The organism is Curtobacterium phoenicis, assembly GCF_047238015.1.
In the GTDB taxonomy this organism is placed as follows: domain Bacteria; phylum Actinomycetota; class Actinomycetes; order Actinomycetales; family Microbacteriaceae; genus Curtobacterium.
Window position 1 is genome coordinate 106214 of sequence record NZ_JBDFLZ010000002.1, and the last position, 16169, is coordinate 122382.

Here is a 16169-nt window from a genome sequence, read left to right on the forward strand (position 1 = left end):
TTACAGCACCTCCGGCGCGAGCGAGATGATCTTCATGAACTTCTTGTCACGGAGCTCGCGACCGACCGGACCGAAGATGCGCGTGCCGCGCGGGTCGCCGTCAGCCTTGAGGATCACTGCCGCGTTCTCGTCGAACTTGATGTAGGAGCCGTCCTGACGACGGGTCTCCTTCTTGGTGCGAACGATGACCGCCTTGACGACGTCACCCTTCTTCACGTTGCCGCCGGGGATGGCGTCCTTCACCGTGGCGACGATGACGTCACCGAGACCGGCGTAGCGACGACCGGAGCCACCGAGCACGCGGATGGTCAAGATCTCCTTGGCACCCGTGTTGTCGGCGACCTTCAGGCGGGATTCCTGCTGAATCACTGTTGTCTCCTGTTCCGAAGCAGGCCGAGGCCTACTTGGCCTTCTCGAGGATCTCGACCAGGCGCCAGCGCTTGGAGGCGCTGAGGGGACGGGTCTCGCTGATCACGACGAGGTCGCCGACACCAGCCGTGCCGAGCTCGTCGTGGGCCTTCACCTTGGACGTGCGGCGGATGATCTTGCCGTAGAGCGCGTGCTTCACGCGGTCCTCGACCTCGACCACGATGGTCTTGTCCATCTTGTCGCTCGTCACGTAGCCGCGGCGCGTCTTGCGGTAGCCGCGGGTCGAGGCGGCGGAGGTGTTCTCTTCGTTCGCCATCAGTTCTCCTCGGCGGTCTCGGCCTCGGTCGACTCGGCGGGCTTCTCAGCCTTCTTCGTCGACTTCTTGGCCTTCGGGGCGGTCTCGACGGGCGCGGGGGTGGCACGGATGCCGAGCTCGCGCTCGCGGAGGACGGTGTAGATGCGGGCGATGTCGCGCTTGACGGCACGAAGACGACCGTGGCTCTCCAGCTGGCCGGTGGCCGACTGGAAGCGGAGGTTGAACAGCTCCTCCTTGGCCTTCTTCAGCTCGTCGGCGAGCCGCTCGTTCTCGAACGTGTCGAGCTCAGTCGGACGGAGCTCCTTGGAACCGATCGCCATTATGCGTCGCCCTCCTCGCGCTTGATGATGCGTGCCTTGAGGGGCAGCTTGTGGATTGCACGGGTCAACGCCTCGCGGGCGATGTCCTCGTTGACGCCGGAGAGCTCGAAGAGCACACGACCCGGCTTGACGTTGGCGACCCACCACTCGGGGGAACCCTTACCGGAACCCATGCGGGTCTCGGCCGGCTTCTTGGTGAGCGGACGGTCCGGGTAGATGTTGATCCAGACCTTGCCGCCACGCTTGATGTGACGGGTCATGGCGATACGAGCGGACTCGATCTGCCGGTTCGTCACGTACGCCGGGGTGAGCGCCTGGATACCGAAGTCGCCGAAGCTGACCTTGGTGCCACCGGTCGCCTGACCCGAACGCTTCGGGTGGTGCTGCTTGCGGTGCTTGACTCGACGGGGGATAAGCATGGTTACGCCTCAACTCCTGCGCCGGCCGGCGCGTCCTGCGGGGCCTGCTGCTGACGGCCGCCACGGTCGCCGCCACGACGGTCGCCGCGCTCGCCACGGGGGCCGCCACGACGCTCCGGGCGCGACGAACGCTGGTTCGCCTGCTCGCGAGCGAGCTCCTTGTTCGTGATGTCGCCCTTGTAGATCCAGACCTTCACGCCGATGCGGCCGAACGTGGTCCGGGCCTCGTAGAAGCCGTAGTCGATGTTCGCGCGGAGCGTGTGCAGGGGCACACGGCCCTCGCGGTAGAACTCCGAGCGCGACATCTCGGCGCCGCCGAGACGACCCGACACCTGGATGCGGACACCCTTGGCGCCGGCGCGCTGTGCACCCTGCAGGCCCTTGCGCATGGCGCGACGGAACGCGACACGGGCGGAGAGCTGCTCGGCGATGCCCTGCGCGACGAGCTGGGCCTCGGTCTCGGGGTTCTTCACCTCGAGGATGTTGAGCTGGATCTGCTTCTTGGTGAGCTTCTCGAGCTCACCGCGGACGCGCTCGGCCTCGGCACCACGACGACCGATGACGATGCCCGGACGCGCCGTGTGGATGTCCACGCGGACACGGTCACGGGTGCGCTCGAGCTCGATGCGGGCGACGCCGGCACGGTCGAGGGTCTTCTTCAGGTACTCGCGCACCTTGATGTCCTCGGCCACGTAGTCGGCGTAGCGCTGACCGGCCTTGGTGCTGTCGGTGAACCAGTGCGAGACGTGGTCCGTCGTGATCCCGAGACGGAAGCCGTACGGGTTGACCTTCTGGCCCATTACTTGCTCGCCTTCTTGCTCGTCGCGGCGGCCTCAGCCTCTTCCGGCGTCGCGAGGACGACCGTGATGTGGCTGGTGCGCTTGTTGATGCGGAAGGCGCGGCCCTGGGCACGCGGCTGGAACCGCTTCAGGGTCGTGCCCTCGTCGACGAAGACGCGGCTCACGTAGAGGTCGCGCTCGTCGAGGAAGCTGTTCGTCGAGTCCGCCTTCACCCGGGCGTTCGCGATCGCCGAGGCGACCAGCTTGTACACGGGCTCCGAAGCGGCCTGCGGCGCGAACTTCAGGATGGCGAGCGCCTCGTGGGCCTGCTTGCCGCGGATCAGCTCGATGACGCGACGGGCCTTCTGAGGCGTGACGCGGATGTGTCGCACGCGTGCGATCGACTCCACCATTTCGTTCCTCCTCTGCGTCCCCGCGTTAGCGGCGACGGCCCTTCTTGTCGTCCTTCACGTGACCACGGAAGGTGCGGGTCGGCGCGAACTCGCCGAGCTTGTGACCGACCATCGACTCGGTGACGAACACCGGGATGTGCTTGCGGCCGTCGTGCACGGCGATCGTGTGCCCGAGCATGTTCGGGACGATCATCGAGCGACGCGACCAGGTGCGGATCACGTTCTTGGTGTTGGCCTCGTTCTGCGTGACGACCTTGCGGAGCAGGTGCTCGTCGACGAAGGGGCCCTTCTTCAGACTGCGTGGCATCTTCTGAACTCCTACTTGCGCTTCTTGCCGGCGTTACGGCGACGGACGATGAGCTTGTCGCTCGGCTTGTTCGGCTTGCGCGTCCGGCCCTCGGCCTGACCCCACGGGCTGACCGGGTGACGACCACCGGAGGTCTTGCCCTCACCACCACCGTGCGGGTGGTCGACCGGGTTCATGGCGACACCACGCACGGTCGGGCGGACGCCCTTCCAGCGCATGCGGCCGGCCTTGCCCCAGTTGATGTTGGACTGCTCGGCGTTGCCGACCTCGCCGATGGTGGCGCGGCAGCGCGCGTCGACGTTGCGGACCTCGCCCGACGGCAGGCGGAGCTGCGCGTAGGGGCCGTCCTTGGCGACGAGACGCACCGAGGCACCGGCGGAGCGGGCCATCTTCGCGCCGCCACCGGGGCGGAGCTCGATCGCGTGGATGACGGTACCCACGGGGATGTTGCGCAGCGGCAGGTTGTTGCCGGGCTTGATGTCGGCGCCGGGGCCCTGCTCGACGACGTCGCCCTGCTTGAGCTTGTTCGGCGCGATGATGTAGCGCTTCGTGCCGTCCACGTAGTGCAGGAGCGCGATGCGCGCGGTGCGGTTCGGGTCGTACTCGATGTGTGCGACCTTGGCGTCGACGCCGTCCTTGTCGTGACGACGGAAGTCGATCACGCGGTACTGGCGCTTGTGGCCACCACCGATGTGACGGGTCGTGATGCGGCCGGAGCTGTTGCGCCCACCGGTCTTCGGCAGCGGACGAAGCAGCGACTTCTCCGGCGTCGAACGGGTGATCTCGGCGAAGTCGGCGACCGACGAGCCGCGACGACCAGGGGTCGTCGGCTTGTAGTTACGAATAGCCATGATTTATCCCTCTGGTCCTCAGCCGACAGCCGTGAAGATGTCGATCGAACCGGACTTGAGCGTCACGATGGCGCGCTTGGTGTCCTTGCGCTTGCCCATGCCGAACCGCGTGCGACGGGTCTTGCCCGGGCGGTTCAGCGTGTTGATGCTCGCGACCTTGACGTCGAAGATCTTCTCGATGGCGAGCTTGATCTCGGTCTTGTTCGAACGGGGGTCCACGATGAACGTGTACTTGCCCTGGTCGATCAGGCCGTAGCTCTTCTCCGAGACGACCGGCGAGATGATGATGTCGCGCGGGTCCTTGTTGAAGCCGCTCATGCGGAGATCTCCTTCGCGGTCTTCGACGCGATGAAGGCGTCGAGTGCGCTCTTGCTGAAGACGAGCGCGTCGGCACGGAGCACGTCGTAGGCGTTGAGCTGGCCGTACGAGAGCGCGTGGACGTTCGGCAGGTTGCGGACCGACTTGAGCGCGAGCTCGTCGTCCGACTCGAGCACGACGAGCACGTTCTTGACGGGCGCGACCTTCTCGATGAGCGTGCGGGCGGTCTTGGTCGAGGGGACCTCGGCCGGGACGAAGCCCTCCACAGCGGCGATGCGGCCACCGCGGGCGCGGTCCGAGAGCGAGCCGAGCAGGGCTGCGGCGATCATCTTCTTCGGGGTGCGCTGCGAGTAGTCGCGCGGGGTCGGTCCGTGGACGACGCCACCGCCGGTGTGCTCCGGAGCGCGGACCGAACCCTGACGGGAGCGGCCGGTGCCCTTCTGCTTGAACGGCTTGCGACCCGCACCGCGGACCTCGCCGCGGTTCTTGGTCTTGTGGGTGCCCTGACGCGCGGCGGCGAGCTGCGCGGTGACGACCTGGTGGATCAGCGGGACGTTGGTCTCGACGTCGAAGAGCGCGGCGGGCAGCTCGATGCTGCCGGCGACGGCCCCGGTCGCGTCGAGGACGTCGATCGTGGTTGCGGTCTCGGTGGCCATGATCACTTACCCTTCACGGCGGTGCGGACGAAGACGGAGCGGCCACGAGCACCGGGGACGGCGCCCTTGACGAGCAGCAGACCCTTCTCGGCGTCGACGGCGTGCACCGTGAGGTTGAGGACGGTCACGCGCTCGCCGCCCATGCGACCGGCCATGCGCATGCCCTTGAAGACACGCGACGGGGTCGACGAGGCGCCGATCGAACCGGGCTTGCGGTGGTTGCGGTGCGCACCGTGCGATGCCGAGACGCCGGCGAAGCCGTGGCGCTTCATGACACCGGCGAAGCCCTTGCCCTTGGAGGTACCGACGACGTCGACCTTCTGGCCCGCCTCGAACGTGTCGACGGTGAGCTCCTGGCCGAGCGTGTACTCAGCGGAGTCGTTGGTACGGATCTCGGTGAGGGTGCGACGCGGGGTCACGCCTGCGGCCTCGAAGTGGCCGGCGGTCGGCTTGTTGACCTTGCGCGGGTCGATGGCACCGGCGGCGATCTGGATCGCCTCGTAGCCGTCACGCTCGACGTTGCGGATCTGGGTGACCACGTTCGGGCCGACCTCGATCACGGTCACGGGGATGAACTTGTTGTTCTCATCCCACACCTGGGTCATCCCGAGCTTCTTGCCGAGGAGGCCCTTGACGGTCTTGGTGGAGTTCGCCATTGGTCAGCCCCCTTACAGCTTGATCTCGATGTTGACGTCGGCCGGGAGGTCGAGTCGCATGAGCGAGTCGACGGCCTTCGGCGTCGGGTCGACGATGTCGATGACCCGCTTGTGCGTGCGCTTCTCGAAGTGCTCGCGCGAGTCCTTGTACTTGTGGGGAGAACGGATCACGGTGACCACGTTCTTCTCGGTGGGGAGCGGCACCGGGCCGACCACGGTCGCACCGGCACGGGTCACCGTGTCGACGATCTTCCGGGCCGACGTGTCGATGACCTCGTGGTCGTACGACTTGAGCCGGATGCGGATCTTCTGTCCCGCCATGTGTCTCTTTGTCCTCTCTGCGCCGCGCACCCTCTCGGGCCGCCTGACGCCGCCTGCACTCCGCATTCCTGCGGGCCAGGCCGTTTACCTGAACCAACCGGCCGCATCCACTGGGGATGACCGCTGTTCTCCTGTCAACCGCGCGGGCGACCTGGGCCGTCCAGCGTGGGCATGTCGCTTCCCCCACACTCCGGGCACAGCAGTGCTCGTCGTGCCTCGCGGGGGATTCGATCGTGTTCTGCTGCCTGCGGCCCAACCCAGCCCTGCTGAACAAGGGGGTTGTGCACTGCCAGAGCAGTGATCCTGCGGGCGCGGACGCCCTGCGGAATTCGGAACCGGACAAGTCTCCCATAGGCGCGGCATCCGTGCAACCCGGGCGTGTCGCGGATCACGGGCGTGTCGGGATCGGCGTGCTCCCCCGGAACGACGGGCATCGGACGGCCTGGAGGCACGATGCACGCCCGACACGCGAGGTGCCCTCCCGACGTGGTCGGGAGGGCACCTGGAACGCGGCCCGGAAGCGCCGGCCGCCGGCTCGCGCGCGGGCGCTACTCGGCGGTCACCGGGGGCACGAACCACGGGGGGAACACGGCGACGCGGGGTGCGTGACCGCCGTGCTCAGCGAGGACGGCCTTCACCTGCTGACGCGCACGGTCGTTCGGGACGCCGATCACGGCGACGGACGAGAACGGCACGCTCGGCCCGGCGAGGAGCTCGAGGCCGTGCATCTCCGGGTCGGTGAAGTCGGTCCGACGGATGAGGTTCGTCGCCGCCTCCGGACCGACCGCGAACCGCACGTCCTCGGCCTCGGCGTCCTGGTCGGCCACGATCACGGAGGCGCCGAACGCGGACACCGGGACGACGAGCACGACGTAGTCGGTCGCGCGGGTCCGGCGGGCGGCGTCGGACCACCGCTCCCCCTCCGCACCGCGTCGGAGTTCGTCCCAGCGCGTGGCATCGGGCGAGAGCGAGAACGTGACGTGGGCCGCGACGGGCGACCCGTCCGGCGCGGTCGCCTCGGTACGGGCTTCCCGGGTCGCGTCGGAGCTGACGTCCACGGCCGGCGACGCCTCGGTGGCGGCGACGATCGCGCCGGCCGACACGATGCCCGGCAGGTTGTCGATGTGGGTCGCGTGGTGGGCCCGGAGCGCGGCGAACACGCGGGGCTCGGGCAGGTCCGGGACGGCCGAGCGGAGCGGGCCGCCGGGGACCCGGGCGGGGGCCGGCGTGGAGCGGAGGTCGGTGGTGATGCGGGTCCGGCGGGGTGCCGGGGCGGTGGGTTCAGCGGGGGTCTCCCGCTGGCGGGGGGAACAGATGTCGCAGAGCTCGGTGGGGAAACCGTGGATGCACTCGTCGGTCACGACTGTCGGGGGTCCTTCCGTGCCGGGTGTGGGGTGGGCGGCACGGTGGTCAACGGTACGTCATCGGAGGGTCTCCGCGGTCACTGCCGGTAGAGCAGCGCACGCACCTCGGACTCCGCGGCGTGGAGGCGTGCGGGATCGATCGTCTCGCCGTGCTCGTAGGCGTCGAGCAGGCGGGGGTCGATGTAGCTCTGCCGGCAGACCGTCGGGGTGTTCCCGAGCTCCTCGCTCGCGGCCTTCACGGCGTGCGACACGGCCTTCTTGCGCTTCGCCTGGCTCGACTCCGGCCCGGTCTTCGCGAGGTCGACCGCCGCGGCGACGGTGCCGTGCAGCGTGCGGAAGTCCTTCGCGGTGAACTCGTCGCCGGCCCGCTCCTTCACGTACTCGTTGATGTCCTCGGCGGCCAGGGGTTCCCACTCGGCACCGCGTCCTGCGCGGAAGGACAGCAGCCGGGCGTTCGGACCGCGACGCTTCATCCCGGCGATGACCCGCGCCAGGTCGTGGTCGTGGATGGTGGACGACCACTCCTGCCCGCTCTTGCCCGGGAAGTCGAGCTCGATGTCGTCGCCGGAGACGTGGGCGTGGGCGCAGAGCAGCGTCGAGAGACCGCGACTGCCGTGCTCGGTCGCGTACCGCTCGGAGCCGACGCGCAGCGATCCCTGGTCGAGCATCCGGAACGCCGCGGCGAGCGCCCGCTGCCGGTCGGGCTCCGGGCGCCGGAGGTCCTGCGTCACCATCCGCCGTGCCGACGGCAGCGACTCGGCGAGGGCGAGCGCGCGGTCGTACTTGATCCGGTCCATGCGCTCGCGCCAGCCCGGGTGGTACATGTACTGCCGGCGCCCAGCGCCGTCGATCCCGGTCGCGAGGATGTGCCCGTTGTCGTACGGCGAGATCCAGACGTCGTCCCACGCCGGCGGGATGACGAGGTCCTCGAGGCGCTGCCGGACCGCGGGATCGGTCACGGTCTTCCCGTCCGGGTCGCGGTACGAGAATCCGCGGCCGGAGCGGACGCGGTGGTAGCCGCGACCGTTGGTCGCGGAGCGTCGGAGGCGGGTCACGCCTCCGAGCATGCCCACCCGACCCTGTGACGGACGGGAGGCACGGTGCCAGCCGGCACCGTGCCTCCCGTCCGGTGGTGGGTCACCACCCGGTCGCTAGCGCGATCCTGCCCGCTTCCGACGTCGGAGGAGGAGCATCGTCCCGCCGGCCGCCAGCAGGAGCAGCGCCGCGATCGAGCCCTGCCAGGCGACGTCGGTCCCGGTGAAGGCGAGCTGCCCGCCGTCGGCGGTCGGTCGGACGGCACCCGCCGCCGGCACCGGGTAGGTGATCGTCAGCGTGGCGGTCGCGCGGCTGCCGTCCTCACCGGCCACCGAGTAGGACACCTCGGCCCGGCCGTGGAAGCCCTCCACCGGCGTGAAGGTGATCGCCCCGTCGTTCGCGACCGTGAAGGTGCCCTTCCCGGGAACGGTCACGCTGGTCACGAGCGCACCCGTCTCCGGGTCGACGAGCCGCACGGACGTCGGGTCGACCGGCGACGACCCGGCACCGTCGTTGCCCGTCACCGAGACGGTGATCGGCTTGCCCGGGGTTCCGGTCCGGACGTCGTCCACGGCACGGGGGGCGGCACCGACCGTGACCGTGACGGTGGAGGAAGCCGTGCCGCCGTCGGCGTCGGCGAGCTGGTACGGCGCCTCGAGCGTCCCGGTCCAGCCCTTCGCCGGGGCGAAGGTCACCTCACCGGTCGTCGTGTCGACCGTGAAGGTGCCCTTGCCGGGGACCGCGAGGGTCGTGACCGGCCGGCCGTCCGCGTCGAGCAGGCGAACGGATCCACGCACGATCGGGGTGCGGTCGTTGCCGTCGCGGTCGTTCCCGAGGACCGACACCGTCACCGGGGTGTCCTGCGGGGTCCGAGCGGTGTCGGCGGTTGCCGTCGGGACAGCGGCGACGACGGTCACGGTGATCGTGGCGGTCGTGGTCCGGCCGCCGGTGTCACCGACCTGGTACGTCACCGGGGCAGCGGTGCCCGACCACCCCTGGGCCGGGGTGAACACCACGGAACCGGTCGTCGGGTCGGCTGCGAAGGTGCCCTGGCCGGGAACCGTCAGGCTCCGACCGTCGGCCGACACGACCGCGCCCTGGGGCTGGCCGGAGGCGGGGAACACGACGGACGTCGGGTCGATGGGTGTCCCGCGCTCGACGCCGGGGCGGTCGTTGCCGGTCACGGAGATCGACACCGGCGTGTTCTGGCCGGTCCTCGCGGTGTCGGCCTGGGCGACCGGTCCGACCGCGGAGACCGTGACGGTGAGGGGCGAGGACGTGCTCGTGCCGTCGACGTCGGCGACCCGGTAGGTCACGGGGGATGCAGCGCCGCGGAACGTCGGCTCCGGCGTGAACGTGACCTTCCCGGTGTCGCGGTCGATCGTGTACGCGCCCTGACCGGGGACGGTGATTCCCTTGCCGTTCGCCGAGACCACCGCACCGTCCGGCTGCCCGGCGGTCGGGAACGCCACGGTGGTCGGGTCGAGCGGTGTCCCCGCGTTGCCGGCGGTGTCGTCGCCGAGGACGCCGACGGTCGTCGCGGCGCCCTGGGTGGTCGTCGCCGTGTCCGGGTTCGCCGTCGGGGACACCGGGGTGATGGTGACGACGATGGTGCCGGTGCCCGTGGCGCCGCCCGTGTCACCGACCTGGTAGGTCACGGGGGTCGTCGTCCCGGTGTGTCCCGGCGCGGGGGTGAAGGTCACCTTCCCGGTGTCGGGGTCGATCGTGTACGTGCCCTGTCCCGGGACGTCGAGCTGCTTGCCCCCGTCGGACACGGTCGCGCCGGTCGGCTGGCCGGAGTCCGGGAACACGACGGAGGTCGGGTCGATCGGCGTCCCGCCCGAGACGCCGGGGGTGGCGTCCCCGGCGACGTCGATCGTGACCGGGGTGTTCTGTTGGGTGTCCACGGTCTCAGCCGCCGCCTTCGGGCCGATCGGGGTCACCGTGACCGAGACCTGGGCGGTCGAGGTCGCGCCGTCGGCGTCGGCCATACGGTAGGTCACCGGGGACGCATCCCCACGGAACGTCGACTCCGGTGTGAACGTCACCGCGCCGGTCGTCGGGTCGGCCGTGTACGAGCCCTGGCCGGGGACCACGATCGTGCGTCCGTCCCCGGAAACGGTGGCTCCGTCCGGCTGCCCGGCGGTCGGGAAGACCACCGAGGTGGCGACGACGCCGCCCTGGTCGTTCGCGAGCACGTCGACGGAGACGGCCGCACCCTGCTTCGTGGTCGCGGCGTCGTTCTGAGCTGCCCCGCGGTAGGTGACGGAGACCTGTCCCTGCGTCGTGTTCCCTCGGGTGTCCTCGACCGTGTAGGTGACCGGGGTCGGGTTCTTCGTGAACCCGTTCTCCGGGGTGAAGGTCACCGCGCCGGTCTTCGGGTCGACGGTCCAGACGCCCTGCCCGGGGACGGTGAGGGTCTTGCCGCCGTCGCCCACGGACGAGCCGGGGACCCCCGCGTCGGTCAGCTGCACCGTGGTGGGGTCGATGTCGCCCGTGGAGCCCGCGAGGACGTCGACGGTGGCCGGCTGACCCGGCGTGTTCCCCGTCGAGGAGGTGTTCTCGACCTTCGGCTTCAGCGGGTTGGAGAACGCGCAGCTCACGTCGCCGCCGCCCGCAGGGACGGTGAAGGGGGCCGTCGAGCCGGTGCCCTTCGACACGGTGGTGTTGTCGACGAGGTTGGTGCAGACGTACGACGTGTCGTAGTCGTTCGGGTCCGTGGAGGAGTTCCCGGGGCTCTGGGTCACGGTGTACGAGCTTCCCGGGAGCAGGATGATCGGCCCCGCCGTGACGGTGTCGTTGCCGTCCGAGGTGGTCGCGGTGGCCGGCTTCGGCACGTCACCACCGCCGACACTGATGGTGAGCTGGTCGCTCGGCTTGGCCTTACCGCCGGTGAAGCCGCCGGAGGCCGCCCCCGTGGACGGGACCGCGCGGGAACCGAGGTCGGTGAGGGCCACGGCTGCACCGCCCTGCGTCACCGTCGACCGGCTGAGGATGTCACCGGTCACCGGATTGACCTTGAGGAACGCGTTCGTGCCGCCCCCGGCGACGTACAGGTAGCCGTCTGCTCCGAAGGCGAGGGAGTTGAGGGTCGGAGTGTCCTTGATGGGGGGACCGACGATCGCCGCATTCGCCGTGGTCCCGGTCAGATCCGCTGCATCGACCCGGTACAGCTGCGCGAGGTTCGTGCCGTCGCTGGCCTGCTGCGCGCTCGAGATGAAGTACATGTTGCCCTGGCGGTCGAAGGCGAGGTCTCCGTTGCCACCGGGCGCGTTCGACGGCGTGCTCACGACGAGCTGGTTCGCGCTGAGGGCACCCGTCGCCGGGTCGTACGAGCGGAACCGGAAGACCTGCTCCCCCGTGGTCTGCCCGCCGAAGTAGAACCGCTGTGACTTGGGGGCGACCCCGCCCATCGTCGTCGTCACCTTGTTGGTGGTCGGGCGGTCGACGGTCGACCATTGTTCGGTGTCGGTGTCGTAGATGTACACCTTGTTCGCGTCGGTGGCGTACACCGTCCGACCGTCACCGGAGATGCCGATCTGGTTCAACACCGAGGTGCCGCTGGGGGCCGTCAGGGCCGTCGTCGCGGTCCCCGACGACGGATCGATCTTGACGATGTTCGGCGACCCCGTCCCGTCGGACTGTCGCTGTGTCGCGAGCATGTCCGAAGCTGCGAACGGTTCAGCGGCCGTCGCGCCCGCAGCGTCGACCAGGATCGCCCCGGTCGCGACGAGGGCAGCGGTAGTCACCCCTGCGAGGAGCTTGCGAGAGAGCAGTGGGAGGTGAGCGCGGTGTTTCGCAGACACGGTTGTCCTTCGGGTCGACAGGCGACCCACGGACAGCACGACGACACCTCGCGGGCAGGGGCCGGCGCGGGGAGGAAGGGCGGCGTTCGGGTCACCACACAGGACCGCTATGGTCCCGCGACTCGACGGTATCGACGTGCGGCAAACCGCAACAACACCCCGAGCGGGGTACACCACGTCCCACCTTGTGGGGACAAGTGCCAGACGGGCCACGCGACGGACGGGAGGCACCGCTCACGTGGTGAGCCGTGCCTCCCGTCCGGTGGGTGATCGCGTGGGCGGGGCGCTACGCCCCAGTGCTGTCCCCGCTGTTCCCGATCTTGTCGTCGAGGTTCTCGGCGGTCTTGTCGATCTGCTCGTCGAAGCGACCGCCGGTCACCTTCTTCAGACCGTCGGCGAGACCGTGGATGATCTTGTCCGAGACCTCCTCGGCCTTGTCGCTCTTCAGCGCTTCCTCGATCTTGTCGCGGTTCTCGTCCACGAAGGCCTTCGCCTTGTCGGTGACCTCCTCCGCCTTGGCGGAGACGTTCTTCTGCATGTCGTCGAAGCCGGCCATGGTGCCCTCCCTGTCCGGCCGGCACAGGCAGACCACTCGGTGGCCGGTCCCTCCGGCCGCTTGCCGTACATGGTGCACGAAACCTCACGTCCTGTCCGGTCTGCGCGGGAGAACGGCGGTTGAACACCGAGTCGGAACGACGACAGCGGGGTCGGGCCCGAAGGCCCGACCCCGCTGCAGCAGGTAACCGGAGTTACTTGATGATCTTCTCGACCGTACCGGCGCCGACCGTACGACCACCCTCACGGATGGCGAAGCGGAGGCCCTCCTCCATGGCGATCGGCTGGATCAGCTCGACCGACATGTGCACGGTGTCACCGGGCATGACCATCTCGGTGCCCTCGTCCAGGGTGATGACACCCGTGACGTCGGTGGTGCGGAAGTAGAACTGCGGACGGTAGTTCGCGTAGAACGGGTTGTGACGCCCACCCTCGTCCTTGGTCAGGATGTACGCGTTCGCCTCGAAGTTCGTGTGCGGCGTGACCGTACCCGGCTTGACGACGACCTGGCCGCGCTCCACGTCCTCGCGCTTGAGGCCACGGAGGAGCAGACCCGCGTTGTCGCCGGCCTCAGCCGAGTCGAGCAGCTTGCGGAACATCTCGATGCCGGTGACGGTGGTCTTCTGCGTCGGGCGGATGCCGACGATCTCGACCTCCTCGTTGACGTTGAGCTGACCGCGCTCGACACGGCCGGTGATGACGGTGCCACGACCGGTGATCGTGAAGACGTCCTCGATCGGCATGAGGAACGGCTGGTCGGTGGCGCGCACCGGGTCCGGGACGTTCTCGTCGACAGCGGCCATCAGGTCCTGGACGGACTTGACCCACTTCTCGTTGCCCTCGAGCGCGCCGACGGCCGAGACCTGCACGACCGGGGCGTCCTCGTCGAACTCCTGCGAGCCGAGGAGCTCGCGGACCTCGAGCTCGACGAGCTCCAGGATCTCCTCGTCGTCCACCATGTCGGACTTGTTCAGCGCGACGACGATGTAGGGGACGCCGACCTGGCGGGCGAGCAGGACGTGCTCACGCGTCTGGGGCATCGGGCCGTCGGTGGCGGCGACCACGAGGATCGCGCCGTCCATCTGCGCCGCACCCGTGATCATGTTCTTCACGTAGTCGGCGTGACCGGGGGCGTCGACGTGCGCGTAGTGACGCTTCTCGGTCTGGTACTCGACGTGCGAGATGTTGATCGTGATGCCGCGCTGGCGCTCCTCGGGAGCGTTGTCGATCTGCGCGAAGTCGCGAGCCTCGTTGAGGTCCGGGTACTGGTCGTGCAGAACCTTGGTGATCGCCGCCGTGAGCGTGGTCTTGCCGTGGTCGACGTGACCGATGGTTCCGATGTTGACGTGCGGCTTGGTGCGCTCGAACTTGGCCTTGGCCACTGTGGGTCCTCCTCAGGACTCGGATCGCATGCCCCCGGTCGTGGACCGTTGGCCTGCAGGGTGTGTGTCTTTACTGTACTTGGTGACGAGGGGCCCGTCGCCGGGCACCCTCGCCTGTGGAGCAGCGCTGGAGCGCTACTCCCCCTTGCTCTTCGCGACGATCTCCTCGGAGACCTTGGCCGGGACCTGTGCGTAGGTCTCGAAGGTCATCGAGTAGACGGCGCGACCAGAGGTCTTCGACCGGAGGTCGCCGACGTAGCCGAACATCTCGGACAGCGGCACGCTCGCGCGGACCACCTTGACGCCCGAAGCGTCCTCCATCGAGGCGATCTGGCCACGACGGGAGTTCAGGTCACCGATCACGTCGCCCATGTACTCCTCGGGCGTGCGGACCTCGACGGCCATGATCGGCTCGAGGATGACCGGGCCGGCCTTGCGGGCGGCTTCCTTGTAGGCCATCGAACCGGCGATCTTGAACGCCATCTCGGACGAGTCGACGTCGTGCGACTGACCGTCCTTGAGGATGGCCTTCACACCGACCGTCGGGTACCCCGCGAGGATGCCGACCTGCATGGCGTCCTGGATACCGGCGTCGACCGACGGGATGTACTCGCGCGGGACGCGGCCACCGGTGACGGCGTTCTCGAACTCGTAGACCTTCTCGGCCGTGACCTCCATGGGCTCGAGCGCGATCTGCACCTTCGCGAACTGACCGGAACCACCGGTCTGCTTCTTGTGGGTGTAGTCGTAGCGCTCGACCGGCTTGGTCAGGGTCTCGCGGTAGGCGACCTGGGGCTTGCCGACCGACGCCTCGACCTTGAACTCGCGCTTCATGCGGTCGACCAGGATGTCGAGGTGGAGCTCGCCCATGCCCTTGATCGTGGTCTGACCGGTCTCGGCGTTGAGCTCGACGCGGAACGTCGGGTCCTCTTCCGCGAGCTTCTGGATGGCCGTGGAGAGCTTCTCCTGGTCGGCCTTCGTGTTCGGCTCGATGGCGACCTCGATCACCGGCTCCGGGAACGTCATCGACTCGAGGACGACCTGGTCATTCGGGTCGCAGAGCGTGTCACCGGTGGTGGTGTCCTTGAGGCCGATGACCGCGTAGATGTGGCCGGCGGTCACGTTGTCGACCGGGTTCTCCTTGTTGGAGTGCATCTGGAAGATCTTCCCGATGCGCTCCTTCTTGCCCTTGGTCGAGTTGATGACCTGGGCACCCGACTCGATCGAGCCCGAGTAGACGCGGACGTAGGTCAGGCGACCGAAGAAGGGGTGCACCGCGACCTTGAACGCCAGGGCCGAGAACGGCTCGGTGGCGTCGGGCTTGCGGATGATCTCCTTCTCCTCGTCCTTGACGTCGTGGCCGATCATCGGCGGGACGTCGAGGGGCGACGGGAGGTACGAGATGACGGCGTCGAGCATCGGCTGGACACCGCGGTTCTTGAACGCCGAGCCACAGAGGACCGGGTACACCTCGGAAGCGATCGTGAGCTTGCGGATGCCGGCGCGGATCTCGTCCTTGGTGAGCTCCTGGCCGTCGAAGAACTTCTCGAGCAGGGTGTCGTCGGACTCCGCGACGCGCTCGACCAGCTTCGCGCGGTACTCCTCGGCACGGGCCTGGAGGTCCGCGGGGATCTCCTGGACCTCGTACTGGGCGCCCATGGTGACATCACCCTTGGCGTCGCCCGGCCAGACCTTGGCGTGCATCTCGATGAGGTCGACGACACCGACGAAGTCGTTCTCGGCGCCGATCGGGAGCTGGAGCACGAGCGGCTCCGCGCCGAGGCGGTTGATGATGGTGTCGACGGTGAAGTAGAAGTCGGCACCCAGCTTGTCCATCTTGTTGACGAAGCAGATGCGCGGGACGTTGTACTTGTCCGCCTGACGCCACACGGTCTCGGACTGGGGCTCGACGCCCTCCTTGCCGTCGAAGACGGCGACGGCACCGTCGAGGACGCGGAGCGAGCGCTCCACCTCGACCGTGAAGTCCACGTGACCGGGGGTGTCGATGATGTTGATCTGGTTGTTGTCCCAGAAGCAGGTCGTCGCGGCCGACGTGATCGTGATGCCGCGCTCCTGCTCCTGCGCCATCCAGTCCATCGTCGCAGCGCCGTCGTGGACCTCACCGATCTTGTGCGTGATGCCCGTGTAGAACAGGATGCGCTCGGTCGTCGTGGTCTTGCCGGCATCGATGTGCGCCATGATGCCGATGTTGCGGACCTTGTTCAGGTCGGTGAGCACGTCCTGTGCCACAGGGTTCCTCCGGAAGAGTTGTAGGAGAGATGGGCGTCCGTTCCGGGGCGCC

Annotated in this window: 18 protein-coding genes; all 18 read right to left on the reverse strand. The window is 68.6% G+C overall.

Annotation, left to right across the window (positions count from 1 at the left end; translation table 11 throughout):
- A complete protein-coding gene (rplN, locus tag ABC270_RS00550) occupies positions 1–369 on the reverse strand; it encodes a 50S ribosomal protein L14 (protein WP_017885523.1) in 369 nt (122 codons plus the stop codon).
- 31 nt (positions 370–400) lie between these two features.
- Positions 401–685, reverse strand: coding sequence for a 30S ribosomal protein S17 (rpsQ, locus tag ABC270_RS00555; protein WP_022903277.1), 285 nt, complete (start codon positions 683–685; stop codon positions 401–403).
- Complete coding sequence (gene rpmC, locus ABC270_RS00560) at positions 685–1005, reverse strand: 50S ribosomal protein L29 (RefSeq protein WP_412878997.1); 321 nt, start codon at positions 1003–1005, stop codon at positions 685–687. The genes rpsQ and rpmC overlap by 1 nt, the downstream gene beginning before the upstream one ends.
- The gene (gene rplP / locus ABC270_RS00565) at positions 1005–1424 is read right to left on the reverse strand and encodes a 50S ribosomal protein L16 (RefSeq protein WP_022903279.1); all 420 of its coding nucleotides are present in this window, start codon (positions 1422–1424) and stop codon (positions 1005–1007) included. Before rplP ends, rpmC begins: the two co-directional genes overlap by 1 nt.
- 2 nt (positions 1425–1426) lie before the next feature.
- Entirely contained in the window at positions 1427–2224 is a 798-nt protein-coding gene (gene rpsC / locus ABC270_RS00570) for a 30S ribosomal protein S3 (protein WP_022903280.1), read from the reverse strand.
- Positions 2224–2616, reverse strand: coding sequence for a 50S ribosomal protein L22 (gene rplV, locus ABC270_RS00575; protein ID WP_058725380.1), 393 nt, complete (start codon positions 2614–2616; stop codon positions 2224–2226). Before rplV ends, rpsC begins: the two co-directional genes overlap by 1 nt.
- Before the next feature lie 25 nt (positions 2617–2641).
- Positions 2642–2923, reverse strand: a complete 282-nt coding sequence (gene rpsS / locus ABC270_RS00580; protein ID WP_017885529.1) for a 30S ribosomal protein S19 — start codon at positions 2921–2923, stop codon at positions 2642–2644.
- A gap of 11 nt (positions 2924–2934) precedes the next feature.
- Positions 2935–3774 carry a 50S ribosomal protein L2 gene (rplB, locus tag ABC270_RS00585; RefSeq protein WP_022903282.1) on the reverse strand — a complete coding sequence of 280 codons (840 nt, stop codon included), beginning with the start codon at positions 3772–3774 and terminating at the stop codon, positions 2935–2937.
- Between the two features lie 18 nt (positions 3775–3792).
- The gene (rplW, locus tag ABC270_RS00590) at positions 3793–4092 is read right to left on the reverse strand and encodes a 50S ribosomal protein L23 (RefSeq protein ID WP_022903283.1); all 300 of its coding nucleotides are present in this window, start codon (positions 4090–4092) and stop codon (positions 3793–3795) included.
- The gene (gene rplD, locus ABC270_RS00595) at positions 4089–4748 is read right to left on the reverse strand and encodes a 50S ribosomal protein L4 (protein ID WP_412878998.1); all 660 of its coding nucleotides are present in this window, start codon (positions 4746–4748) and stop codon (positions 4089–4091) included. The genes rplW and rplD overlap by 4 nt, the downstream gene beginning before the upstream one ends.
- Before the next feature lie 2 nt (positions 4749–4750).
- Positions 4751–5404 carry a 50S ribosomal protein L3 gene (gene rplC / locus ABC270_RS00600; protein ID WP_058725377.1) on the reverse strand — a complete coding sequence of 218 codons (654 nt, stop codon included), beginning with the start codon at positions 5402–5404 and terminating at the stop codon, positions 4751–4753.
- Positions 5405–5416: 12 nt separating this feature from the next.
- The gene (gene rpsJ / locus ABC270_RS00605) at positions 5417–5725 is read right to left on the reverse strand and encodes a 30S ribosomal protein S10 (protein ID WP_022903286.1); all 309 of its coding nucleotides are present in this window, start codon (positions 5723–5725) and stop codon (positions 5417–5419) included.
- Positions 5726–6273: 548 nt separating this feature from the next.
- Entirely contained in the window at positions 6274–7086 is an 813-nt protein-coding gene (locus ABC270_RS00610) for a DarT ssDNA thymidine ADP-ribosyltransferase family protein (protein WP_412878999.1), read from the reverse strand.
- 80 nt (positions 7087–7166) lie between these two features.
- A complete protein-coding gene (locus tag ABC270_RS00615; RefSeq protein ID WP_412879000.1) occupies positions 7167–8144 on the reverse strand; it encodes a DNA topoisomerase IB in 978 nt (325 codons plus the stop codon).
- A gap of 96 nt (positions 8145–8240) precedes the next feature.
- Positions 8241–11873, reverse strand: a complete 3633-nt coding sequence (locus ABC270_RS00620; RefSeq protein WP_412879001.1) for an Ig-like domain-containing protein — start codon at positions 11871–11873, stop codon at positions 8241–8243.
- A 343-nt stretch (positions 11874–12216) separates the two neighbouring features.
- A complete protein-coding gene (locus ABC270_RS00625; protein ID WP_412879002.1) occupies positions 12217–12486 on the reverse strand; it encodes an Rv0909 family putative TA system antitoxin in 270 nt (89 codons plus the stop codon).
- A gap of 193 nt (positions 12487–12679) precedes the next feature.
- The gene (tuf, locus tag ABC270_RS00630; protein WP_412879003.1) at positions 12680–13867 is read right to left on the reverse strand and encodes an elongation factor Tu; all 1188 of its coding nucleotides are present in this window, start codon (positions 13865–13867) and stop codon (positions 12680–12682) included.
- 135 nt (positions 13868–14002) lie between these two features.
- Positions 14003–16117: an elongation factor G gene (fusA, locus tag ABC270_RS00635; protein WP_412879004.1), complete on the reverse strand. Its 2115-nt coding sequence runs from the start codon at positions 16115–16117 to the stop codon at positions 14003–14005.
- Between the last annotated feature and the right edge of the window lie 52 nt (positions 16118–16169).